The sequence below is a fragment of the Nitrospira sp. genome (assembly GCA_016788885.1).
GTDB lineage: Bacteria > Nitrospirota > Nitrospiria > Nitrospirales > Nitrospiraceae > Nitrospira_A.
The window spans coordinates 94,697-117,393 of the sequence record JAEURX010000038.1 but is presented as its reverse complement, the minus strand read 5'-3'; the positions used below and the strand labels follow the sequence as shown (position 1 = coordinate 117,393).

Below are 22,697 nucleotides of genomic sequence, written 5' to 3'. Positions count from 1 at the left end.
CTGCGGAGAACAGGCTGATGTCATTACAGGGAAAAGTAGCAATCGTCACCGGTGGGGCTCAGGGGATTGGACGCGCCATCGCGGAGGGCTTGGCGGAAGATGGTGCCGACATTGTGGTGGCGGACCTCGATCCCGCTCGTTCACAGGATGCTGTGGCGGCGATTCAAAAATTGGGAAGGCGGACATTGAGTGTGAAGGTCAACGTGGCCGATTGGAATGATGCCAAGGCCATGGCCGATCAGGTGATGCAAGAGTGGGGGCGGATCGACATTCTGGTGAACAATGCCGGTATCACGCGGGACGGATTGTTGCTGCGTATGAAGGAGGAGGACTGGAATCTTGTCCTTCAAGTCAACTTGAACGGGACCTTTCATTGCACGAAGGCCGTGCTCCTTCCAATGACGAAGCAGCGATATGGGCGGATCGTCAACATCGCCTCGATTGTGGGGGCGATGGGAAATGTCGGTCAGGCTAATTACTCGGCCTCCAAGGCAGCGGTGATGGGGTTTACCAAAACCGTGGCGCGCGAGTATGCGAGCCGTGCGGTGACGGTCAATGCGGTGGCGCCGGGCTTTATCGATACGGCGATGACCCAGGGGTTACCGCCGGAGGTCAAGGATGCCTTGCAGAAGCAGATTCCATTGGGACGCTTGGGGCTTCCCTCCGACATTGCTGCGGCAGTGCGGTTTTTGGTGTCTGATGCCGCGTCGTACATCACGGGACAGGTGTTGCACGTGAACGGCGGCATGCTCATGGTATAAGGTAGGCGTGTCGGGTCGCCGGATCGGCTGTGGCCGGTTCGGATGTCCCGGCGGAGATTGTGGCAGCAAAGTACGATTGGGGAAGGAGGTGGGCAAGTCCATGGCAACAGTAGATGAACGGGTGAAGAAAATTATTGCGGAACAGTTAGGGGTCGAAGAAGAAGAGGTGACTCCTGAGGCACACTTCGTCGAAGACTTGGGTGCGGATTCACTCGACACCGTTGAGTTGGTGATGGCGCTTGAGGAAGAATTTGAAATTGAGATCCCCGATGAGGATGCGGAAAAAATTCTCACGGTCGGCAAGGCGTTGGATTACATTAAAGAGAAGGCCTAACGGACGCTACCTATGCAGGATCGACCCGTCAGACGTGTCGTGATAACCGGCCTTGGACTGGTGACCCCGTTGGGCACCGGGGTAGACAAGACTTGGAAGGCGCTGTGCGCCGGGGAGTCGGGTATCGGCCGCATCACGCGATTCGATCCGACCGGTTACGATGCGCAGATTGCGGGAGAAGTCAAAGACTTCGATCCGGCTCAGTTCATCGAGAAAAAAGAAATCAAGAAGATGGACACCTTCATCCACTATGCGGTTGGCGCCAGCCAGCTTGCGGTGGATGATGCGAACCTCAAAGTGGCGCCCGAAGAGGCCACGAGAGTCGGTGTGTACATCGGATCGGGTATCGGCGGACTGGGATCGATCGAACACTATCATGATGTCCTGAAGGAGAAGGGGCCTGGCCGAGTTTCTCCGTTCTTCATTCCGATGACGATCATCAACCTGGCCTCAGGGCAAGTGGCGATTCGGGTTGGGGCAAAGGGACCGAACTCCTGCGCAGTGACGGCCTGTGCGACGGGCAATCACTGTATCGGCGATGCGTATCGGCTCATTCAGCGGAACGACGCGGATGTCATGATCGCCGGTGGCGCGGAAGCGGCGATCACCCCACTGGGTGTCGCGGGGTTTGCCTCGGCCAAAGCGCTCTCCTTCAGAAACAGTGAGCCAACCAAGGCCAGCCGGCCGTTCGACAAGGATCGTGACGGGTTTGTCTTGGGCGAAGGGGCTGGGGTGGTGGTCCTCGAAGAATTGGAGCACGCCCGTGCCCGCGGCGCACGCATATATGCTGAGCTGATCGGCTATGCGATGAACAGTGATGCGTACCATATCACCGCGCCGCCAGAAGAAGGCGAAGGCGCGGTGCGCTGTATGGACATGGCGCTCAAGAATGCCGGCGTCGCGAAGACGGACATTGGGTACATTAATGCCCATGGCACATCGACGATGGCAGATGCCATTGAGACGAAGGCCATTAAGCATGTGTTTGGGGAGCAGGCCTACCGTATTCCCGTCAGTTCGACGAAGTCCATGACCGGGCATTTACTCGGTGCCGCCGGCGGAATTGAGGCTGTGTTCAGCATTCTTGCATTGCACCATGGCATCCTGCCTCCGACCATCAACCTTGATCATCCTGATCCCGCCTGCGATCTTGATTACGTGCCCAATCAGGCTCGTCCAGCTCAGGTCCAGGTGGCCCTTTCGAATTCGTTCGGTTTCGGCGGGGTCAATGCCTGCCTGATCTTTCGCAGGTGTGATCAGTAATCCTTCCAGGGTGTGAGCCAGGTGGTATGACGCCCGCAACGTCAATTGAGGCGGTCCAGCGCCTGTTGGGCTACCATTTCCATCAGCCGCGGCTCTTGGAAGAAGCCCTGACCCACAAATCGTATTCCAACGAGCGGCGCACTAAAGAGCGCACCCAGAACGAGCGTCTCGAGTTTCTCGGGGATGCCGTCCTATCTCTGGTCATGAGCGAATATCTCGCGACGGAATTCCCGGGGAGCAATGAAGGGGGGCTTTCCAAGCTGAAAGCGCATCTCGTCAGTGAGGCTTCGCTGGCTAAGGCCGCCAGACGCATGAAGCTGGGCCGACTCTTGCGCTTGGGAAAAGGCGAAGAGCTGTCGAAGGGACGAGAAAAACATTCCTTGTTGGCCGATGCGCTCGAAGCATTGATCGCGGCCGTCTATCTCGACGGGGGGCTCGAGGCGAGCCGAGCCTTCACCTTGCGGGTGTTGGAAGAAGAGTTGCTGGCAGCGCGTGCGGAACGGGCTCGCCCGGGGATGGACGATTACAAAACGCAGCTGCAGGAGTTGTGTCAAAAGCGCTTCGATAGTCTGCCGCAGTACGCGACGGTGCGGGAATCGGGGCCGGACCACGAAAAGGTGTTTGAAGTTGAGCTGACGATTTTGGGCGTGATGCGGGGAATTGGCTGTGGGCATAGCAAAAAAGAGGCAGAACAGATGGCCGCGAAGGAAGCGCTGGCACAGTTAACGGCCTAGCACGGCCGGCCGTGGATGGTTGAAAGGAGGCATGATGGCACGAGGACAATGGTGCAACCGGTTGAGACTTGCGGGAATGTTCGGTGTGGTGCTGGCAGTCGGCCTAGGGGGGAACGGTTGGGCCGCCGACCCTGCCCCGTCATCGGGTGGCGAAGTCACAAATGCGGGTAACATGCGTGCGGTGATCAAGACCAAGTTTGGAGACATTGAGATCAAGTTCCTGCCCGATGTGGCGCCGAAGCATGTTGACAACTTCATCAAGTTGGCCAAAACCGGATTCTACAACGGTACGATTTTTCACCGTGTGATCCCGGGGTTCATGATTCAGGGGGGAGATCCGAACACCAAGGATTCCCTGAAAAAGGGGGCCTATGGTCAAGGCGGTCCTGGGCAGAACGTCAAAGCCGAGTTCAGCGATCTGCCGCACAAACGAGGTGTGGTGTCGATGGCACGCGCGCAAGACCCGGATAGTGCGGGATCACAATTCTTTATCGTCGTGGAAGACTCACGATTTTTAGACCGGAAATATACGATTTTCGGAGAAGTCGTCAAAGGTATCGGCGTGGCCGACAAAATCGTGGCCTTGCCCAGAGTTATGTGTCAGGCCGGAGCACCGAGTCCTGCAGACAAAGGACCCTGTGACAATCCGATTGATCGGGTTGAGATGACGGTGACGCTTCTCGAATGAAGTGGTGGGGCAACAGTTCGAGTCGATCGTGTGAGGATCGGCCGACTCGGACTCATCGACAATCAATTTAGAATGGTTGATTCTGCTGTTGTGCTCGCACCAGACTGAGAAGGTGGGAGAGTGCTTTGGTCATGCGTTCCGCATGGGACGCAGAACGGAACAGCAATGTATCTTCCGCGAATTGCGCCTCAAGCGAAGCCACGGCGCCAGTGCAAAAGGTGGCTTTCATGATGCAGGGGCCGGTACTCGTGCAGGCGAGCCGTACGCCGTAGAGGACCAGATTGTTGTCCCGCGTGTCCTGACCTTGATACTCGATCGTTTGGATATCGTGCAGATCGAAATGGGTGAAGCCGGTGTTGACCTCATCATGCCCATGATTCAGTTCGACGGTACCGAGTCTTGTGCCAGTGGGAATTACGCTGTATATCTCAGTGATTTTCGTCGGTTTCCCTGCTTTGGGATTCCGACAACTGAGACTGCGGACAAAGCCGTGCGTATTCGCCATGTCGCTGATGAACTGCACGGTGTCCTCGAGCGTCTGGCTCAGACTCGGCGAAGGGAAGAGAAGTAGCGCCGTGGATACGAAGGCCAGACCGGCCATGAGCAACAGGTGCCGTTGAAGAATAGTCCGTTGCGTTTCCATCATGTGCCCCCCTCACCTCCCGCGTCGATCCTACCGTACTAAAATCGTCCAGTCACTACACGCATACTCGTTCGGCTCAACGTGTTGCCGATATGGCGTACCATATTTCGTGAACGATGGAGGCGCAGGCTTGCCGGGGAGCAGGGTCAAGCCACGTCCTGAGCGATCTCCGCCGGGGGGACGGCCGGAAAGGCTGTTGGCTCGAGGGGGAGAATCGGGGAGAGGTCAATCTGTTCGGAAATAGGACCAAACCGGAAGCTCGTGAGGAGGGTGGTAATCCGCGATTCCATCTTGTCCAGGTTCAGGTAGTGCGCGAGTTGTGAGAAAAATGGTCCTTCCATTCGAGGCTGCTGAGGGTCAAGCTCCCACGGATGGAAATACATCACCAACGGGCGGCCTTTGGCTTCGATGCGGCGCATCTGCCCGCAGAGCGCCGCAAAGGGGAGCAGCCGGAAGTAGCTTCCCCCCGCGATGGGAATACGAACTCCTCCAAGATTGACGGTGGAGGGAGGCACTTCCCAAATGGGGCCGGACGAAGTCTGCTTCAAATGGTGCCAGGGGTCGGATCCAGGGAGTCCACAGTGCTCGTGCCGGATGGGAACAAGGCTGGAGTCGTACGTGTACCCTTCTTCCGCAAGAATCGGAAGCGCCCAAAGCGTTTCTCGAGTGATCGTGAAGCCAGGAGCACGGTACCCTAGAATCGGCGATCCTGTCAGATCTTCAAGGAGCTGCTTGGACTTCCTGACGTCGGCTCGAAATAGTTCCGGTGTTTGGGCGGTGACCAATTCATGCCCATACCCGTGGGACGCGATTTCATGACCACACTCGGCAATTTGCTTGATGAGGCCGGGGTGCCGCTCCGCTACCCAACCGAGTACGAAGAACGTCGCTCTGGTTTGATGTCTGGCAAGCAGCTCCAAGACCTTGCAGGTGTTGGCCGTCACTCGGCTTTCAAATGCTCCCCAGTGCCGACGACGGATCGGGGAATCAAATCGCGAAACCTGAAAATGTTCTTCAATATCGAATGTGAGGCAATGCAATGTCGCGTTCCTTATGTGTAGGGTTTTGCCTACAAAGCCGGAAGGGGCGAGGGTGATTGTGTTGACAGTGGAGGGAAATCCACAGCGGCTGCCCTTTTCGACGTGCTTTGTATACTATGAGCGCGCGACGAAGTAAAGCAAAGTTTGAGCCATTCACTTTGCCTTGTAATATCAGTATGATGAGGGTACTTTTGCTGTTGATTTCAGGTGACTGTATCGAAGAATTTGCCAAGATGTATCCTGCTGGATACACCCATCTGGGCGGGCCCAGATGTCAGGGGGCACGTCAAGCAGTGGCGGTGAGAAGCATGTCGTCAGGCGGCTTGTTGTTTTCCGTTGATGTCAGCTTGGGGAAGTTGGAGTGGTACGGTAAAACGAAATATCGAGCCGACACCGGGTTCGCTTTCTGCTCCGATGTGTCCCCCCATCAATTCCACGAGCTGTTTGCAGATCGCCAATCCCAGGCCAGTCCCTCCATATTTTCTGGTCGTGGAACCGTCGGCCTGGACGAACGGCTGAAACAGTTTGCTGAAGGCGCCGGGAGCAATGCCTATCCCATTATCGACGACGGAAAACCGGACATGAGTCACCGGTGACTGATCCGCCGCCGATTCATTGTACGTGGTGGCAGGAAACTCCAGGCGCTGCTCCGGAGGTCGTTGATCAAGATCGACCAGCACGGAGACCGTGCCGCGCTCACTGAATTTAATCGCGTTTGCCAGCAGATTGCTCAGGACTTGTTGCAGTCGGTTCGGGTCTCCGCACAACAGGGGTGGGACATCCTCCGCAATGCGTGAACTCAGGACCAGCCCTTTGCGTTGTGCCCGCTCACCAAACAAGGCCATGACACGATCGAGAAACACTGGAAGTTCGAAATCCAACAACTCGAGTGAGAGTTTCCCCGACTCGATCTTCGAGAAATCTAAAATATCGTTGATGATGACCATCAACGCATCTCCTGAAGACCGTATTGTTTGAGCACAATCCAGCTGCTCCGGCGTCAAATCGGTCTCTAACAGCCAATCGGCCATTCCCAGTACACCATTCATGGGCGTGCGAATTTCGTGGCTCATGGTCGCCAGGAATTCCGATTTGAGTCTGGTGCCCTCGATCGCGGCATCTCGGGCCTGCGTAAGTGTCGCCTGGCTGGACCGGAGCTCTTGCAGGACCTGGTTTGCCCGAACCATATAACGGATACGATGAGTCAGAAGCATTGCGTTCAGCGGTTTGACGATAAAATCCGTCGCGCCCGCATCGTAGGCCTTCGTGATGGATTCGAAGTCATCAAGTCCGGTCATAATCAGAATGGGGGTATGTTCCCCGCCCGGGAGACGTCGCAGTGCCGCACAGGTAGCGAAGCCATCCATCTCCGGCATCATCACGTCCAGCAACACCACGTCGGGTGTCCGCTTCTCGAATGCGATGCAGGCTTCTCGTCCATTCTCCGCCTCTTCCACCTCCCATCCCACTTGCTCCAGGGCTTCGCGGGCAAACATGCGGATGATGATGTCGTCATCCGTGATCAAGGCATAGGGCGATTGACCGGGTAAGAGAGTGTTCATGCTTGTTTCTCCTTGGCGATCTCATTTCGAAAGACCGTACAGGCGTTGGCATACTCACTTTGCAATGCTGCAAGCGTTCGATCGGCATCGACGAGATTCTTGGTGGCCCCCATCAACTCCAGTTCTTTGCAGCGGGCGGCAAGGGCAATGGCACCTAGCTGCGCGCTGCTTGATTTGAGTCGGTGCGCGACAGCTTGAAGTCCGGCCGGATCATTGGCACGGAGGGCGTCGCGGAGTGCGTCGACACTGTCTCGGGAATTGTCCAGGTATTTGCGAAGCACGGAGGCCAGCACGGCCGGCCTATTGGGACGCTGTAACGCACGAATGGCGTCCAAGGCTTTGAGGTCGATGGTATGTCCGGTGCCTGTAGTGGCTGACTCGGAAGTGGCCTGCGCGACGTGCGTGGCGACCCCGGGGTCAGTTGCTGCCTGGTTGTTTGTGACTGATGCGGGCACGAGGGGGTTCCGTTTGCTCAGCCATTTCTGGATGATCTCGCGCAGTTGCATTTGCGTATACGGCTTCGTGAGGTAGTCATCCATCCCGGCCGAGAGGCACAGTTCGCGATCACCCTGCATGGCATTGGCCGTGAGCGCGATGATGGGCAATCTGCTTCGCCCGGCCTCGGTTTCACGTTGGCGAATTTCTGAGGTGGCGGTGAGACCGTCCATCTCAGGCATCTGACAATCCATGAGTATCAGATCGAAATGAGCATGCTCCGTCGCCAGGAGCGCCTGCCGTCCGTTCTCGGCGATTTCCACCTGATAGCCGAGTTGTTCGAGCATGCCGACGGCCACTTCTCGGTTCACCGGACTGTCTTCTGCCAACAAAATGCATCCGGCGGCTTGTCCGTCCGGCTGAGCATCCGCTTGAGAGGGTGAGCCGAGTGGATGCGTCGAGCCCCCGGCGTGGTCAGGCACAAGGTACGAATGAGGAGGCGGCGAATAGCATGCGACGGTTGTGTCGGATCCTGTGCTTAGTGGTTGCAACTCGAATTGGGCGGAAAATGCGAACGTGGAGCCTCGCCCCGGTTCGCTTTCTACGGTGATCGCTCCACCCATCAGTGCGACCAGCTGCTTGGCGATGGACAGGCCGAGTCCGGTCCCACCGAATCGCCTGGTGGTCGACCCGTCCGCCTGGGAAAAGGCGTCGAATATGCGCAACTTGGCTGCGGCAGGAATTCCGATTCCGGTATCGGAGACGGCAAAGCGCAACAGTGCGTGGGTGGTCGTGCCACTCAAGAATTCAGCGACTAGGGTGATGCCGCCGGTCTCCGTGAACTTGATGGCATTGCTCAGAAGATTCATGAGAATCTGGCGAAAGCGCACCGGGTCGCCTTTCAGGTAGCGTGGAACCCGCTCATCGATCTGTTGGGTGAGTTCAAGCTTCTTGCGTCGGCCCGCCTCCATGAACAGTTCGAGTGATTCTTCGAGCACCTGTAGCAGGTCGAAACCGACACACTCCAGATCGAGTTTGCCCGCCTCGATTTTTGAAAAATCCAGAATGTCATTGATGATCGCAAGCAGTGTACGACCCGACCGATGCACCGTCGAAGCCAGATGGCGCTGTTTGTCCGTCAGCGCGCTATTGAGCAGAAGTTCGGTCGTGCCCAGCACGCCGTTCATGGGGGTGCGAATTTCATGGCTCATATTGGCCAGGAATTCGCTCTTGGCCTTGCTGGCCGCTTCGGCCGATTCCTTGGCCGCGCGGAGTTCTTCCTCGCTTCGCTTTCGTTCGGTGGTATCGATATGGATGCCGACCATGCGCGACGCCACGCCGTAGACGTCCCGGATGACGCTGCCGCGAGAGAGGATCCACCGGTAGTTGCCGTCTTGATGGTGCAGACGGTGTTCGATCTCGAAGTGCGACTGGTCGCCATCAAGGCAGGATTGAATGGTCTTATGAACAAATGGCTGGTCCTCCGGATGAATGCGCATTCGCCATTCCTCGAATGCGTTGGTGAGTGTGTGGTCGTCATGGCCGAGCTGGCTTTTCCATTGCGGAGAGAAATAGATCGAGCCGGTCGTGAGGTTCCAGTCCCAGATCCCGATGTGAGATCCCTGCACCGTCATCATGAGGCGGGCTTCGCTGGTGCGCAAGGCTTCTTCCGCTTGTTTGCGCTCTGAAATATCCACGACGAAAGCCGTGAACGAATACGCATTTTCTAGACGAAGCGGAGTGACGGCCAACTCAATGGGAAATTCTGTGCCGTCGCGGCGCAAGGCAGTGGTTTCGATCCGTTTGTTCATGACCTGGCCCTCACCGGTCTTGATGAACCGCTCAAGCCCTTGTTGATGGGCTTCGCGATGAGCGTACGGAATGATGGTCTCTGTCATCATCCGGCCGATCGCTTCCCGGCGAGTCCACCCGAATGTCTGTTCGGCCTGCGCATTCCATCCGATAATGCGTCCCTGCTCATCCATGCTGATGACCGCACTCAGCGCCGTGTCGATGATCAGCCTGGTTCGGCCTTCGCTTTTGCGCAATGCACCTTCAGCATGGAGGCGCTCGACGGCTTCGAGCGCCAGTGAGACTTGCGAGCCGATTGCGTGACCGAACTGCTGTTCCTCCAGCATCCACGCGCGAGGCGGTCCCACATGCTCATTGCAGAGCACCCCGACCAGTTTCCCTTTGAAACGAATCGGAATATCGAGCATGGCGCCGATACCCAGCGGGGTTAGGTAGGCGTCGGTGAATTCGGACGTGCGGGGATCGGTCCGCGCGTCGGTCGCGTCGATGACGCGTTCGGAGAGAACCTCGCCGAAATAGCTCGGGAAGTCCCGTGCAAGGAGCTCCATTCCTGAAGAATGGAGCTGGTTGTCTGCATCATAGAGATCTTTGCAGTGCAGGGCGGCAGAGGCTTCTTGTAGCAGCCAGACGCTGCACCGGCGCACCTTCAGTGTCGCCGCTGCGACGCGGGTGATCTCACGAAGGGCTGGCTCGAGTACACCGCTCTGGATGACGCTGTTGCTCGTCAACTCGAATAGGGCGGTTTGCTGTTGTCGGAGCAGGTGTTCGGTTTCTCGACGACGATCTTCAATGTGTTTGCGTTCGGTGATATCGCGAAAGACCAGGACGGCACCGACTGGGTGATTGTCTCGCACGATGGGGGCGAGGACGCAGGCGACGGGAAACGATCGGCCGGTGGTCGCGGTGAGAACGCCGTCGTCGGTACGGAAGGATTGTCCCTGTGTCGATGCGCTCTGAAGTAGCTCGGCGAACAGTGTCTCCCCGGAATGTGTTCTTGACGACACCGAAATTGTGTCATGAAGCCGTCGACCGACAACCTCGTGTTCGGACAGGCCGCAGAGTCGCGCGGCTTCGGGATTAAGCAACACGATGTCCCAGTTGGCATCCACCACGCAGAGTCCGTCTCCCATCGAGCGAAGCACGGTCTGAAGCTTATCCCGTTCCTCAGTCAGCCGGCTCTCCGAGGTGCGACGCAATTGTTCGTTCAACGCCTGCATTTCCGTGGCGGACAGCGCGATCGAACGTTCGAGGAGTTCGCGGCCCTGGTCGGATTCCAGATAGCTGCGGCTCACCCGTTCGAGCAGCTGTTGCCAGATCTCGGGGGAGTGAGGGGCGGAGACGTCGTCCAGCCCCAGTCGCTTCAGTTGTCGTTTCAGCAGCGGATGCATCGGTGTTAGTGTTCGGTAATGGTCGTCAACGTCATGGTTTGGTTATGGAGATCGCAGGCACCGCTCTTATACGGCGAGATTTCGCCATAGGAGTAGAATCCGACCTGACTGCTGCCCTTTGGCAGAATATCCAACGCGGCTTCGATTTCCTCTTCCGTCCGTTCCCCGAGGACCAGTCGTCGCCCCACGCAACTGATGGCAATAGAGAGTGTGGGCGAGGGGCTGGACGTATCGTCCCGGCCGTTGACCGCAAGCGTGGCTGCATCTGATGCGCCCTGCACCAATCGATCAAAATTCGCGCGCATCAATTGGGCGAGGACACCTTCCGGCAGATCACCCGCGAAGGTCATGGATTGAGCAGCCTCGTCGACGGCCAGGATGGTGCGAACCAGGATTTTCCCGTCCGTGTTCGAGCTTCTGATCGCGAGGGGGAAAAGTAGGCCTGTGGCCGGAAGACCGGCGGCGCGGTCACCGAGATATTCTTTGTACAACTGCAGTGCAGGGCGACCGTCCAACTCGTACAGGATGTTCCCCTTGGACTTGGTGACCAACCGCTCCGGTCCGAACTTATCCCATCCGCCCTTGGAGCCGTGTCCGAGCTTAACGTGGTCACCATAGAAGCCGATGGCCGTGACATAGCCGCCGATCGGCATCCGATCTTTGATGACCCATGTCCGCTTGAAGTCGGTCCCGTCTCCGGCCAGGCCACCGGTGACCACGACCGCTCCTCCCAGCGTATCGTTGAGGCCCTTCACGAGCTCGCTCCCGTTGACGTTCAGTCCGTCCGAGAGCACAAACACGCCTCGAAGTGAGGAGTGTGTGAGTTGCTCGGCGATGGTACATCCCGCGGTATAGGAGTCCGTTGGCGCCTGGACGGTGGCTTGGGCGGTGCGAAGAGCGGTGTGGTCGAACCGTGCGGCCGCCACGACCAGACTGTCGTCCGAGATCTCGCATCCGTGAATTTCTCCGGCGGTGGAGCAGCCCATCACATGGCTGCGAGGACATGCGTCCAACACCTGCTGGATGAGCGCCGGACGGTCAATCAAGCGTGAGCCTCCGAACAGCAACAGGAGGCTGGTCTCCGAATCCAGGGCGGTCAGTTCAGCAGGTATTCCGGACTGGCCGGTTTTGAGACAGGTGGTCGCGACATGCATGAGGTCATCTCCTTTTAGGAATGTGGGCGCGGCAGCGTCTCCGTGGAAGCCATGGATTGGTCCGAAGCAGTCGATCCTGTTGCGGTGGCATACGCGGAGATCGTAAACCAGAAGGTGGAACCCTCTCCGGACACACTGTTCAGCCCCATGTGCCCGCCCATCAGGCCGACTAATTGCTTCACAATGGCGAGGCCAAGGCCGGTCCCGCCGTATTTTCTCGTGGTTGATCCGTCGGCCTGCGCAAAGCAATCGAAGATTCGATCCTGCGCGTCGCGCGGGATGCCGATCCCCGTGTCGGCCACGTCGATGCGCACGTGACCGGGGTGGTCCTCCTCCATGGCGGCTGAGACTGTAATACGTCCGGTGGCCGTGAATTTGAGGGCATTGCTGATGAGGTTGGTCAGGATCTGGCGGAGTCGGTGAGGGTCTCCGTAGAGGCTGACGGGAATGTCGTGGGCGACGGTGACGGTGAACGTCAGACCTTTTTTGAGCGCCTGTTCCTGAAAAATTGTTGAGGTCTCGGTCAGGAGCGTCCGGAAGTCGAAAGGGATGTGTTCCAGGACTAAACGGCCGGCTTCGATCTTCGAAAAATCCAGGATGTCATTGATGATGTGCAGGAGGTTGGTTCCGGACGTGTGGACGGTATCGGCATAGCGTCGTTGTCTGTCGTTGAGCGGGGTCGCCAGGAGCAGTTCCGTCATGCCGAGCACACCGTTCATCGGGGTTCTGATCTCGTGACTCATGTTGGCCAGGAATTGGGACTTGGCCTGACTGGCCGCTTCGGCGGCGTCCTTGGCCTGGCGAAGGGCTTGTTCATGCTGCTTGCGCTCGGAAATGTCCTGTATGAACGTGGTGAACTGCTGAGAACCCGCGATGGCCAGGCAACTGGTGGCGATTTCGACGGGAAATTCCTGGCCGGAACCGCTCCGACCGATGCTGTCGACACGGCGGTTGAGAATCGCTCCAGGCACGAGCCCGGAACGCGCCAGGCCGGCGGCGGCCACGGAAGGAGCATGACCGCTGGTGAGGTAGGTCGTCAGGGGTTGTCCGATGGCGTCGGTGCGGGGAATGTCAAACATGATTTCCGCCTGGGTATTCCAGTCGGTAATGATTCCCGAGGCGTTGGTTGTGACCACCGCGTCGAGGGCGGTTTCGATGATCATTCGAGTGCGGGCCTCACTCTGCAGGGCTTCCTCGCGGGCCAGCTCATTCACGCGCCAAAAGTAGAGCAGGGCTGCGCATTGAGCCAAAATGAAGCTGCCGTGAATCAGTGCCCAGGTCCATGGGTGCGTCTGCCCTTCGGCATGGACGTACACCATGCTCGGCAGGAGGGTGCCTATAATCCCATGATCGATGACGATGAACAGCAGTCCGACCAGAAACGGCAGCCAATCCTGGTACAACACGATCACGGACATCATGACAAAGAAATGGAAGTGCAGCTCGATGCGTCCGCCCGAGAGATGCACCAGCAGCGCCGAGGCCATCACCAATCCATAGGTGGCAATGGCGGCTTGAATCCGACGGCCGATGGCGGGAAGCTGTGCGGCGATGGCGATGGCTCCGAGAAGGGCTCCGCTGCCGAGGTAGAGGCCTAGCTCGGCACCCATATAGGCGCCATAGAGGGGAACACCCAGTACGTGTAACCAAAGGACGTACAAAATACCCCGGTGACGGACGGCCCAGGCCGGCTCGTCCAGTGCATCTCCCTTCGGCAAAGCGGCTAAAAGATTACTGAAAAATGAGTGCATGAAATTTCAACGGGTTGCGCGTGCAGTCCGGCTTCAGCTTCTTGCGCAGGTGAAAGTCCTGACCCGCCTGTATCGGCAGAAGCGCGTTATAACTAAAGAGAAAACTGGGAAAAACGAGCGTGGAGACGAGTGGTGGACCGTCTATCGGAAGGGGTCGTGAGAGCCAGGAGGTCTTGTGGCTAGCGTCGTGAGGTCAGTGGTGGTGATGTTGGCATCCGGGGCCGTGAACATGGGGGGCCGGTTCCTGGGGGGGCGGAGTGAGCTGGCCGGGAAGCACAATTCGACCGGCTTCGTGCTGCTTGGTTAGATGTTCTGCAATTTCGGGATGGAAAGTTTTGACATAGCCGATCATGCCCAGAAGAAACCGGCGTGATTGGAATCCCTGTCCGGAGAATTCCGTCAGGATCGCCAATGCGCGATCCAGAATTTCAGGGGCCGAGCCGGCGTCGGCGATCTGCTGAGGTTGCTGTTTGACGAACGTGTCATATTCCTTCTTGAGACGTTCCGCAAAGACCGGCATCGGAGCAGCCGGCACATGGAGCGGGCTGAGCGTGCGGCGCAACGCTTGGATGGCCGCAAACACTTCGGCGTCCTGACCGTCCCGCCGGTCATGGAAATAGCCGAATGTGACGACCTCGATCAGGTTGAACAGCGCCGCCGCTTTTTCGCCGCCGGCCACGCTGAGCTGTCGGTAGAGTTCACGCCGGACGGGGGCGAATTGTTCGCCTAGGCGCTTTTGCTGGTAGTCGCTGCCGGTATCGAGATATTCGCAGTCGGGAGGGCAGGTGATGCGTGCCAGGCGATGCTCTCCGCAACATTGGCTGCAAATCAGTCCGGTTAGAGCGGGACAGGAACGTTTCCCTTTGCGTTGCTTGCAATAGACACACTGGCTCATTTTCTCGGTGATCCTTCCTTGTCAGATTTTTTCGGCTCCACAAACCCATAGTCTGCCAGCGTGCGTTTGGCGCGGTCACCCGTCGAGACGGTGGGAGACTCAAGGCCGTTGACTTCGGCGGCGTTGGAGTCCTGGTAGGGAACCAGAATCAGATGGTTCACACGGTCAATGCCCAGGTCCGAGGGGCCTGGGAGGTATTCTGCGATCACCTGGAACTTGTTATTGGGGAGCATCCGCCAGATTTTCCCCTTCGTCACATCGGAGACATACATGCTGCCCCATCGGTCGAAATCCACCCCGCTGAGGTTTTGGAAACGTCCGGTAAAAAATCCGTTGGAGGCCAGCTCGGTGAGCGCTCCTTCCGGAGTGATGTCGAAGATCTTCCCCGAGTCATAACTGACCACGGCCAAGTGCCCCGTCTTAGGATTCACGGCGATACCCGACGGTCCCGCCAACTGCGCTCCGGAAAGCACGAGCGCAAGGGTCGGCGTCGGTGTGAGATCGACCCGGTAAATTGCGTTGCCGCCTTGGTCGGCCAGATAGAGACGGCCTTGCCCGTCCGGTGCGACGTCCACGAGCGACTGGGTGGTCTTGCCGTCGGCGGGGCGGGGAAGCAGCAGGCTTGTGAGAAGTTTTCCACTCGTCTTGTCGAAAGCGTGCAGCGTATCCAAGTCTGTGACGTACAGGACCTGATCGACGACGGCCATGCCCTTGGGGGCATGGAGGGTGACGCCATCCCGGCCCCCTTCGATGAACTTGAAGGCGGTGATCCGGCCATCGTCGCTGAGTTTGGTGATGAAGCCATTATTGTCGCGGGCGTCGGTTTCGCCATTGATGTTCGAAATAAAATACGACCGTGACGCGGGATCGGCCAGAAAGCTGTGCGGCGATTCTAATCCGCTGACTTGCAGGGCCCAGGCCCATGACGAGGTCAGCGACAGCCCTACGGCCCAGGCGAGAGCCAGTCCAAGGTTGCCGCGGCGTTGCAGCCGCTCGGGGAAGAAGGACAAGATGGTCATGGAAATCATCAACGAAGATGTCGCACAGAAGATTGTTCTGGTGCATCGTAGCCAAGGGTCTCGAAGACTGTCAAGGAAGCCGCCGAATCACACGCGAGAGGCGGCCAACAGACCTGATACATAAGCAGCCGGATGATCGTGTGAGGACCCTCTTGCGTCGAGGGCTTCCAGCAGGAGTTTCTCACCGCCTCCAGCGTTGACTTGTTGAAAAATTGCCTGCTATGGTGCCCTCACTTTTCGCTTCTATTCAGGCCAGGGAGGATATTGTGGCGGCACGAATGATCGATGGGAAAGCGTTAGCACAGCAGGTCCGGGAACGGCTGGCCGTAGACTCGGCCGCGGTGCTGGCCAAAACGGGAGTCAAACCGGGACTGGCGACGATTTTGGTGGGAGACGATCCTGCGTCGCACGTCTACGTCAGGAATAAACAGAAGGCCTGCGAATTGGCAGGGATTTATGTCGACGATCACAAGCTGCCGGCCAGCACAACACAGGCGGAGCTGTTGGCGTTGATCGAAAAGAAAAATGCGGATCCGAAGATTCATGGCATTTTGGTTCAGCTGCCGCTGCCCAAACACATCGAGAGTCGCGTGGTGTTGGAGGCGGTGTCGCCGAATAAGGATGCCGACGGGTTTCACCCCTATAATTTCGGCCGGTTGGTCGAAGGCAACCCGGTCTTCGAAGCCTGTACGCCGAAAGGGGTCATCAAGATGATCGAATCGGCAGGCGTGTCCATCGAGGGCAAGCGCGCCGTGGTCGTCGGGAGGAGTAATATCGTGGGCAAGCCGCTGGCCTTGATGCTGCTTCAGCGGAATGCGACCGTCACGATTTGTCACTCGAAGACCAAGGACCTCGCGGCCGTCTGCCGTGAGGCCGATCTCTTGTTGGTGGCGATCGGAAAGGCGAAGTTTGTGACGGCAGATATGGTTCGAGAGGGTGCGGTGGTCATCGATGTGGGCACCAACAAGGGGCCGGACGGCAAGCTGTGCGGCGATGTGGATTTTGAACCGGTGAGCCACAAGGCCGGATGGATCAGCCCGGTGCCGGGCGGAGTCGGGCCGATGACGATTGCGATGTTGCTCGACAATACCGTTGAATCTGCTAAGAGAATGGCAGGGATGAAGTAACAGCGTCAGGCGGCATCCTCCTGTTGCTCGCGCAACGCGCGGCCTCCGAAGGCCCTCGTTGGACGCGCGCAGTCAGGAGCACGCCGCCTGACCGCTGCAATTCATGGGGGTGAGAGAGGATGGACAGAAAGAGGAGACTCGTATGAGCCGGGAGCCGCGGCGACTGAAGGATGTGCTGGCGCAGGGGCAGTTCGCCGTGACGGTGGAGTATAACCCGCCGAAGGGCACGAACCTCACCCATGTGGTCGAGAGCGCAAAATCGCTCGTGGGCCGTGTGCATGGGGTCAACGTCACGGATAACACTGCGGCGATCGTGCGGGCCGGATCCTTGCCCGTGTGCCGGGTCTTGTATGAACTGGGCCATGATCCGGTCATGCAGTTGACCTGCCGGGACCGCAATCGTATCGCGATGCAATCCGACCTCATGGGCGCACACATGCTGGGCATCCGGAACATTCTTTGCCTGACCGGCGACTATCCCACGGTTGGCGACCATAAGGACGCAAAGCCGGTGTATGACCTGGATTCCGTGCAAGTCATGCAGCTGGTGACGGGGTTGAACGGCGGCAAGGACTATGCGGGGAACAAGCTCGACGGATCGACCGACTTCACGATCGGCGGCGCCGTCACGCCGGAGGCGGATCCGCTGGGGCCGATGCTGGTCAAGTTCGAAGTCAAGGTGCGCGCCGGGGCGCAGTTTTTCCAAACCCAAGCGATTTATCAGCCGGACCAGTTCAAGACGTTCATGGAAGCGGTGCGTCCGTTAAAGGTGAAGGTGCTCGCGGGGATTCTGCTGCTGCGCAATGCCAAGATGGCCGAGTTCATGAACGCCAACATCCCCGGCGTCTGTGTGCCGCAGGAGATGATCGACGAGATGCGTGCGGCCGGTGACAAACGCGCGCTCGATGCGGGCGTCGAGATTGCGGTACGGACGATCAAGGCGGTGCGTCCCTACTGCGACGGGGTCCACATCATGGCCATCAAATCCACGGAACGGCTGCCGGAAATTCTCACGAAAGCCGAGCTCGGGTGATGACGGTCCCGGACTTGCAGAAGTGCAAGCGCGATGGACGGAAGATTGCGGTGGCGACGGCCTACGATGCGCTGTTTGCGCGTATCGTGGAGCAGGCAGGGATCGACGTTATCTTGGTGGGCGATTCGTTGGGCGTGGTGGTGCAAGGCAAGCCGAATACGCTCGCCGTCACCATGGAGGACATGCTCTACCACACCAAGCTCGTGGCAGGCGCAGTCCAGCGCTCATTGGTCATCGGCGACATGCCGTTTCTCTCCTATCAGGTCAGCCAGGAAGAGGCGCTTCGCAATGCCGGGCGCTTCCTTCAAGTCGGAGCCCATGCGGTGAAGCTGGAAGGGGGCGCGGCGATGGTCGACCGTGTGACGGCGATGGCGAACGTCGGCATTCCTGTCATCGGCCATCTCGGCATGACCCCTCAATCAGTCCAGCAGTACGGCGGTTACAAGGTTCAGGGAAAGGGCAAGGACCGGGCGCAACAGGTGTTGGAGGATGCTCGTGCACTAGAAGGCGCCGGTGCTGCCGCCATCGTCTTGGAGGCGATTCCTGCGGGATTGGCCAAGACGGTCAGCGAGAGCATCGCGATTCCGACCATCGGCATTGGCGCGGGCCCGCACTGTGACGGGCAAGTGCTGGTGCTCTACGATCTTCTGGGATTGTTCGATGATTTTGTCCCGAAGTTTGTGAAGCCCTACGGGCATCTCAAGGTCGATGCCCTTCAGGCGCTTCGTCGGTACAAAGAGGACGTGGAGAAAGGTGTGTTCCCCTCCGATTCCGAAAGCTACCACTGATCAGCCTCGACACTTCCCTGGTTCAGCCGTCACCAGTCTCACGTTCGTTCGATAGCTCGAACAACACCTGCGTGTTCCCCTTGCTCCGGCTCAGCCAATATGTGAGCTGTTCGCAGATGGCGGCAGTGTTCAGGCCCATGTACAGATCGGGGCTCAGGCGTAGGCGGCCGAGCGCATGTGAAACGAGGTTCCTGGTCGCCTGCTCGTTGCCAAGCTCGCGTTTGAGATGGGCAGCGGCACAGTGAATGAGCGCTTGGAAGAAGTTGCCTGCCTGCGTGTCGCGTCCGTAGGCATGCCAGAACCCCTCGAAGATTTCGTGCGCTTCCCACCAATAGGTCCAGTTGTAGAGGTCGATGCCGTACAGATAATCCTCGGAGTTCATCCATCGCCCTGGCTCGAACGGGCGTGGTTCGGGTTCGGGTTGTGCAAACGAATGGCCCTTCGGATTCCGACGGGGATGCGGGCTGTGCCCGGGAAGAAATCGGTAGGTGGGAAATGTTCTGTTCGTGTACCGCGGCCGATCGGCTCTGGTCGTCCGGTCACCCTCCGCCACGAGTTTCCTCGCACCGTACCTGGAACACCTTCCGATCTTCCAGTCGTACCGCCGTCAGTTGTCTGCCATACACGCAGCCGCTATCCAGGGCCAACATGTTCGGCGTGAGCCTCAACCCCATGGCCGCCCAATGTCCGCAGACGATGGTGGTGTTCGTGCTGCGTCTACCGGATACGTCGAACCAGGGTTGAAACCCTTCCGGGGTCCGGTCCGGTGGCCCCGAGAAGGAAGATTCCATGATGCCTTCGCTTGAGCAGGCTCTCAGTCTGGTCAGTACCTTGATGATGGTGGCCAGGCGAACCGGGCCTGTCAGGTCCGGGTGCCATTGCAAAGCGCCGCTGGGGTGGAGCGCGCGCAAGGTGGGCAAGCACTGGTCTCCCCGCATCGCCGTGTGGGCCTCACCGGCCAGTTCCTCGGCCTGTTCCACTGTCCAGCCAGGCAGCAGTCCCGCATGGACCAACAGAAAGTCGCCCTCCCGATACAGTAGCGGTTGCTGCCGTAGCCAATCCATCAATTCATCGCGATCCGGGGCGTCTAGGATCTGCGTCAAGGTATCACTGGGACGAAGATTCGCGAGGCCCGCGGCGACGGCGAGGAGAAAGACATCGTGATTGCCGAGGACTGCGACGGCCGACGGGCCGAGTTCACGAATGTAGCGCAGCACCTTGAGGGAGTCGGGTCCACGGTTGACGAGGTCGCCGACAAACCAGAGGCGGTCCTGCTTCGGATTGAATTGAACGGTCTTCGTGAGCTGCGTCAGAGATTTGAAGCAGCCTTGGACGTCACCGATTGCATAGGTGCCCATGACTGCGCCAAGACTAGCGCGGACCGGCCTGGTTCGCAAGTCATGTGCGGAGCACCGAACGAAGAATCATGTCGCCGTGCGTTGCAAGAGCTCGCTGGTGATCTCGGCGCAGGCCGCTTGATGAGCATCCGTGAGCTGTGCCAGCAGTGCGGCCGCACCGTCGAGGCGTGCGAGGCGTCCCAGACTTTCCAGTTCCTTGCAGTGGGCCGACGTGGCCAAGGCCCCAAGCTGTGCGCTACTGGACTTTAAACGATGCGCTGCCTTGGCAAGGGCCACCGCATCCTGACTCTGGACGGCCGCGCGGATCTCCTCAACCAGAGTGCGGGAATCATTCAGATAAGCCGTCAGAACCTTCGCGAGGATATCAGGACGTCCCGGCCGTTGAAGTGCCAGGATCGCTTCCCAGGCCGCCTTATCGATTTCGGCAGGGGCTGGAGAGAATGCTTGATCAGCAGGGGATTCTTCCTGGTCGGCCGAAGGGGAGGATGCGGGCTTCGTCGTGTCACCATTCGTCGGTACTGGCACCCATTTCTTCAGCATCTCGCTGAGCTGTGTCAGGGTAAAGGGTTTTGCCAGGTAATCGTCCATCCCGGCGGCCAGACAGCGGGCGCGGTCACCCTCCATCGCATTGGCCGTGAGGGCGATGATGGGCACGTGGCGGTGGTCTGCTGCGTCCCCTTCCTGTTGCCGTATCGTGGCGGTGGCGGTGAAGCCGTCCATCTCCGGCATTTGGCAATCCATTAGAATCAAGTCGAACCGTTCCCGCATCACCGCTTCGACAGCGAGCCGGCCGTTTTCGACGGCTTGCGTGATGTGTCCCAGCATGTCCAGCATGCCGAGAGCCACCTCCCGGTTGACGGGCGTATCTTCGACCAGGAGGAGGCGAGCGGCTTGAAAGGGTATTGGGCCAGGGGTCGAGGGGGGCGGCGCCGGGACATGAACCGGCACGCGAGGCCTGGATTGAAGCAGGCCGAGCAGGGCTTGGCGGAACAGCATGCTCCGGATGGGTTTGGTGACCCATGCGTTCACATGAGGCGCGTCCGGTGCACTGGCATCATATCCCACCGACGTGAGCATCAGAAGCGGCAAGCCTGCCAGGCGTGGATCAGTTCGGATAGCCTTCGCCAGGGCCAGCCCGTCCATGTCCGGCATATGCAGATCCAGGATGGCCAGGTCGAACGGCTGGGGCGAGTCGAGAGTGGTTCCGAGCAACAGCAAGGCCTCTTGTGCCGAGGCGGCTACGGTCGGAAGCGCGCCCCAGGTGCGGAGATGTTCGTCCAGGATCTCGCGGTTGGCGGGTGTGTCGTCGACGACCAGGATTCGCTTGTTCAGCAGCGCTTGCTCAGTGGCCGGTTCCTGGCCCGGAGCCGCCGCGGGTTGCCGTTCGAAGTCCGCCGTGAACCAAAAGGTGGAGCCTTGTCCCACTTGGCTCTCCACGCCGATCTGTCCCTGCATGAGCGCGACCAGTTCCTTGACGATCGTGAGGCCGAGACCGGTTCCACCGAAACGTCTGGTGGTGGTGCCGTCGGCCTGGGAGAAGGCCTCGAAAATGCGCTGATGGGCTTCAGCCGGAATGCCGACGCCGGAATCTTTCACCTCGAATCGAAGGGTGACGGTCTGGTTCGTCTCAGTCAACGCAAAGACTCGCACGTTGATCTCGCCTGTTGCGGTGAACTTTAAGGCGTTACTGATCAGATTGAGCAATGCCTGCCGAAGCCGGATGGGGTCACCCCGGAGGGCACGCGGAAACGGGCCGAGTAGCTGACAGGTCAATTCCACCTGTTTCCGCTGGGCAGGTCCGGCAAAGAGCTCCACGGCGCTTTCGACGGTTTCCTGCACATTGAAATCCAATTGCTCCAGATGGAGTTTCCCCGCTTCGATTTTGGAGAAGTCGAGAATATCGTTGATGATGGACAGAAGGGCTTCGCCGGATTGTTGAATGGTCCTGGTCAGATGACGTTGCCGGGTGTCGAGCGTGGTCGTGAGCAAGAGCTCGGTCATGCCCAGGACGCCATTCATCGGCGTCCGGATCTCATGGCTCATGTTGGCCAAAAATTGAGATTTCGCACTGTTGGCTGCTTCGGCAGAGTCTTTGGCCTGCTGCAGGGCTTGAACGGTCTGAAACAATTCTTGTGTTTGTTGGATGACCTCCTCTTCCAATCGTTCTCCATAGCGTTGCAACTGATCATCACGCTCTCTGATTTGGCCGATCATCATATTGAATTGCTCGATGAGCATTCCAATTTCGTCTCGACTGTCGGAGGTCGGTGCGCGGACATGATAATTCCGTGTGAGCGAGACATGCGTCACGGTTTGGACGAGGTCTGTGAGTGGTTTGGAGACGATGCGTTGGAGTTGAGACGTGAGTACATAGGCCAAAAGCCCGACAATAAAGAGGAACGTGCCGGCGATCCCGAGAAATGCGCGAATGGCGTCGTCCAATTCCGTGAGATCCGAGCGGATGTGAATCCATCCGATGATCTCACCGCGCAGATGAATCGGTGTGGTGAGATCAAGAGAGTCGTCGGTGAAGACGAACGCGATCTCTGGAGGAAAAGAATATGGGAATGAAGGTGTGCGCTCGGACACGCGGAGAGGATGCGAGCGGATATACTGCGCAAAGAGCGAGTGGTCTTTCGTGAAAAGGTCGGCGCTGACAATGTGCGGTTCTTGTTCCAGTGCCGCGAGTGTTTCCGTCGCCACCTCATGGTCGTTGAAACTGAGCGCGGCTGCGCTATGCAGGCCGACCACATTGGCCAGGGTTGTCACTCGATGCATCAAGCTTTGACGAAGAATCCGTGTGTCATTCACGACAAACGTCAGTGAGGAGAAAATCAAGACCAACCCGCTGATGAGCATCGTGATAGCGGTCAGTTTTCGCTGAATGGCCCAATCACGAAACATAGGTCTCT

General features: G+C 58.5%; 19 protein-coding genes. 8 read left to right on the top strand and 11 right to left on the bottom strand.

The window, feature by feature from the left end; genetic code table 11:
• Window positions 1–17 precede the first annotated feature (17 nt).
• The 5 genes from fabG to JNL86_10520 all read left to right on the top strand — a co-directional run bounded on the left by fabG (window position 18) and on the right by JNL86_10520 (window position 3,780).
• Window positions 18–761 (top strand): 3-oxoacyl-[acyl-carrier-protein] reductase, encoded by a 744-nt coding sequence (gene fabG, locus JNL86_10540; GenBank protein ID MBL8043341.1) that lies wholly within the window; start codon window positions 18–20, stop codon window positions 759–761.
• A gap of 100 nt (window positions 762–861) precedes the next feature.
• Window positions 862–1,095 (top strand): acyl carrier protein, encoded by a 234-nt coding sequence (acpP, locus tag JNL86_10535; GenBank protein MBL8043340.1) that lies wholly within the window; start codon window positions 862–864, stop codon window positions 1,093–1,095.
• 12 nt (window positions 1,096–1,107) lie between these two features.
• Window positions 1,108–2,358 (top strand): beta-ketoacyl-ACP synthase II, encoded by a 1,251-nt coding sequence (gene fabF, locus JNL86_10530; protein ID MBL8043339.1) that lies wholly within the window; start codon window positions 1,108–1,110, stop codon window positions 2,356–2,358.
• 26 nt (window positions 2,359–2,384) lie between these two features.
• Entirely contained in the window at window positions 2,385–3,092 is a 708-nt protein-coding gene (rnc, locus tag JNL86_10525) for a ribonuclease III (GenBank protein MBL8043338.1), read from the top strand.
• Window positions 3,093–3,123: 31 nt separating this feature from the next.
• Window positions 3,124–3,780 (top strand): peptidylprolyl isomerase, encoded by a 657-nt coding sequence (locus JNL86_10520; protein MBL8043337.1) that lies wholly within the window; start codon window positions 3,124–3,126, stop codon window positions 3,778–3,780.
• 67 nt (window positions 3,781–3,847) lie between these two features.
• On the opposite strand, the gene JNL86_10515 is transcribed toward JNL86_10520, so the two are convergent.
• The 8 genes from JNL86_10515 to JNL86_10480 all read right to left on the bottom strand — a co-directional run bounded on the left by JNL86_10515 (window position 3,848) and on the right by JNL86_10480 (window position 15,479).
• Window positions 3,848–4,426, bottom strand: coding sequence for a hypothetical protein (locus JNL86_10515; GenBank protein MBL8043336.1), 579 nt, complete (start codon window positions 4,424–4,426; stop codon window positions 3,848–3,850).
• A 143-nt stretch (window positions 4,427–4,569) separates the two neighbouring features.
• Complete coding sequence (locus JNL86_10510) at window positions 4,570–5,463, bottom strand: DUF3473 domain-containing protein (GenBank protein MBL8043335.1); 894 nt, start codon at window positions 5,461–5,463, stop codon at window positions 4,570–4,572.
• A gap of 314 nt (window positions 5,464–5,777) precedes the next feature.
• A complete protein-coding gene (locus JNL86_10505) occupies window positions 5,778–7,025 on the bottom strand; it encodes a response regulator (protein MBL8043334.1) in 1,248 nt (415 codons plus the stop codon).
• Window positions 7,022–10,660, bottom strand: a complete 3,639-nt coding sequence (locus JNL86_10500) for a PAS domain S-box protein (GenBank protein MBL8043333.1) — start codon at window positions 10,658–10,660, stop codon at window positions 7,022–7,024. Before JNL86_10500 ends, JNL86_10505 begins: the two co-directional genes overlap by 4 nt.
• Window positions 10,661–10,665: 5 nt before the next feature.
• Window positions 10,666–11,814 carry an FIST C-terminal domain-containing protein gene (locus JNL86_10495; protein ID MBL8043332.1) on the bottom strand — a complete coding sequence of 383 codons (1,149 nt, stop codon included), beginning with the start codon at window positions 11,812–11,814 and terminating at the stop codon, window positions 10,666–10,668.
• 14 nt (window positions 11,815–11,828) lie between these two features.
• Window positions 11,829–13,565, bottom strand: coding sequence for a PAS domain S-box protein (locus JNL86_10490; protein ID MBL8043331.1), 1,737 nt, complete (start codon window positions 13,563–13,565; stop codon window positions 11,829–11,831).
• Between the two features lie 193 nt (window positions 13,566–13,758).
• Window positions 13,759–14,460 (bottom strand): hypothetical protein, encoded by a 702-nt coding sequence (locus JNL86_10485; GenBank protein MBL8043330.1) that lies wholly within the window; start codon window positions 14,458–14,460, stop codon window positions 13,759–13,761.
• Window positions 14,457–15,479, bottom strand: a complete 1,023-nt coding sequence (locus JNL86_10480) for a hypothetical protein (GenBank protein MBL8043329.1) — start codon at window positions 15,477–15,479, stop codon at window positions 14,457–14,459. The genes JNL86_10485 and JNL86_10480 overlap by 4 nt, the downstream gene beginning before the upstream one ends.
• A gap of 278 nt (window positions 15,480–15,757) precedes the next feature.
• On the opposite strand from JNL86_10480, the gene folD reads away from it, so the two are divergent.
• The 3 genes from folD (at window position 15,758) to panB (ending at window position 18,427) form a co-directional block, all read left to right on the top strand.
• Entirely contained in the window at window positions 15,758–16,606 is an 849-nt protein-coding gene (folD, locus tag JNL86_10475) for a bifunctional methylenetetrahydrofolate dehydrogenase/methenyltetrahydrofolate cyclohydrolase FolD (protein ID MBL8043328.1), read from the top strand.
• A gap of 142 nt (window positions 16,607–16,748) precedes the next feature.
• Entirely contained in the window at window positions 16,749–17,639 is an 891-nt protein-coding gene (locus JNL86_10470; GenBank protein MBL8043327.1) for a methylenetetrahydrofolate reductase, read from the top strand.
• Window positions 17,639–18,427, top strand: a complete 789-nt coding sequence (gene panB, locus JNL86_10465; GenBank protein MBL8043326.1) for a 3-methyl-2-oxobutanoate hydroxymethyltransferase — start codon at window positions 17,639–17,641, stop codon at window positions 18,425–18,427. Before JNL86_10470 ends, panB begins: the two co-directional genes overlap by 1 nt.
• 22 nt (window positions 18,428–18,449) lie before the next feature.
• Here panB and JNL86_10460 read toward each other — a convergent pair whose 3' ends face one another.
• The 3 genes from JNL86_10460 to JNL86_10450 all read right to left on the bottom strand — a co-directional run bounded on the left by JNL86_10460 (window position 18,450) and on the right by JNL86_10450 (window position 22,689).
• On the bottom strand, window positions 18,450–18,809 hold the full coding sequence (locus JNL86_10460; protein ID MBL8043325.1) for a DUF309 domain-containing protein: 360 nt from the start codon (window positions 18,807–18,809) through the stop codon (window positions 18,450–18,452).
• A gap of 157 nt (window positions 18,810–18,966) precedes the next feature.
• Window positions 18,967–19,785, bottom strand: a complete 819-nt coding sequence (locus JNL86_10455) for a symmetrical bis(5'-nucleosyl)-tetraphosphatase (GenBank protein MBL8043324.1) — start codon at window positions 19,783–19,785, stop codon at window positions 18,967–18,969.
• Window positions 19,786–19,851: 66 nt separating this feature from the next.
• Entirely contained in the window at window positions 19,852–22,689 is a 2,838-nt protein-coding gene (locus tag JNL86_10450) for a response regulator (GenBank protein MBL8043323.1), read from the bottom strand.
• Between the last annotated feature and the right edge of the window lie 8 nt (window positions 22,690–22,697).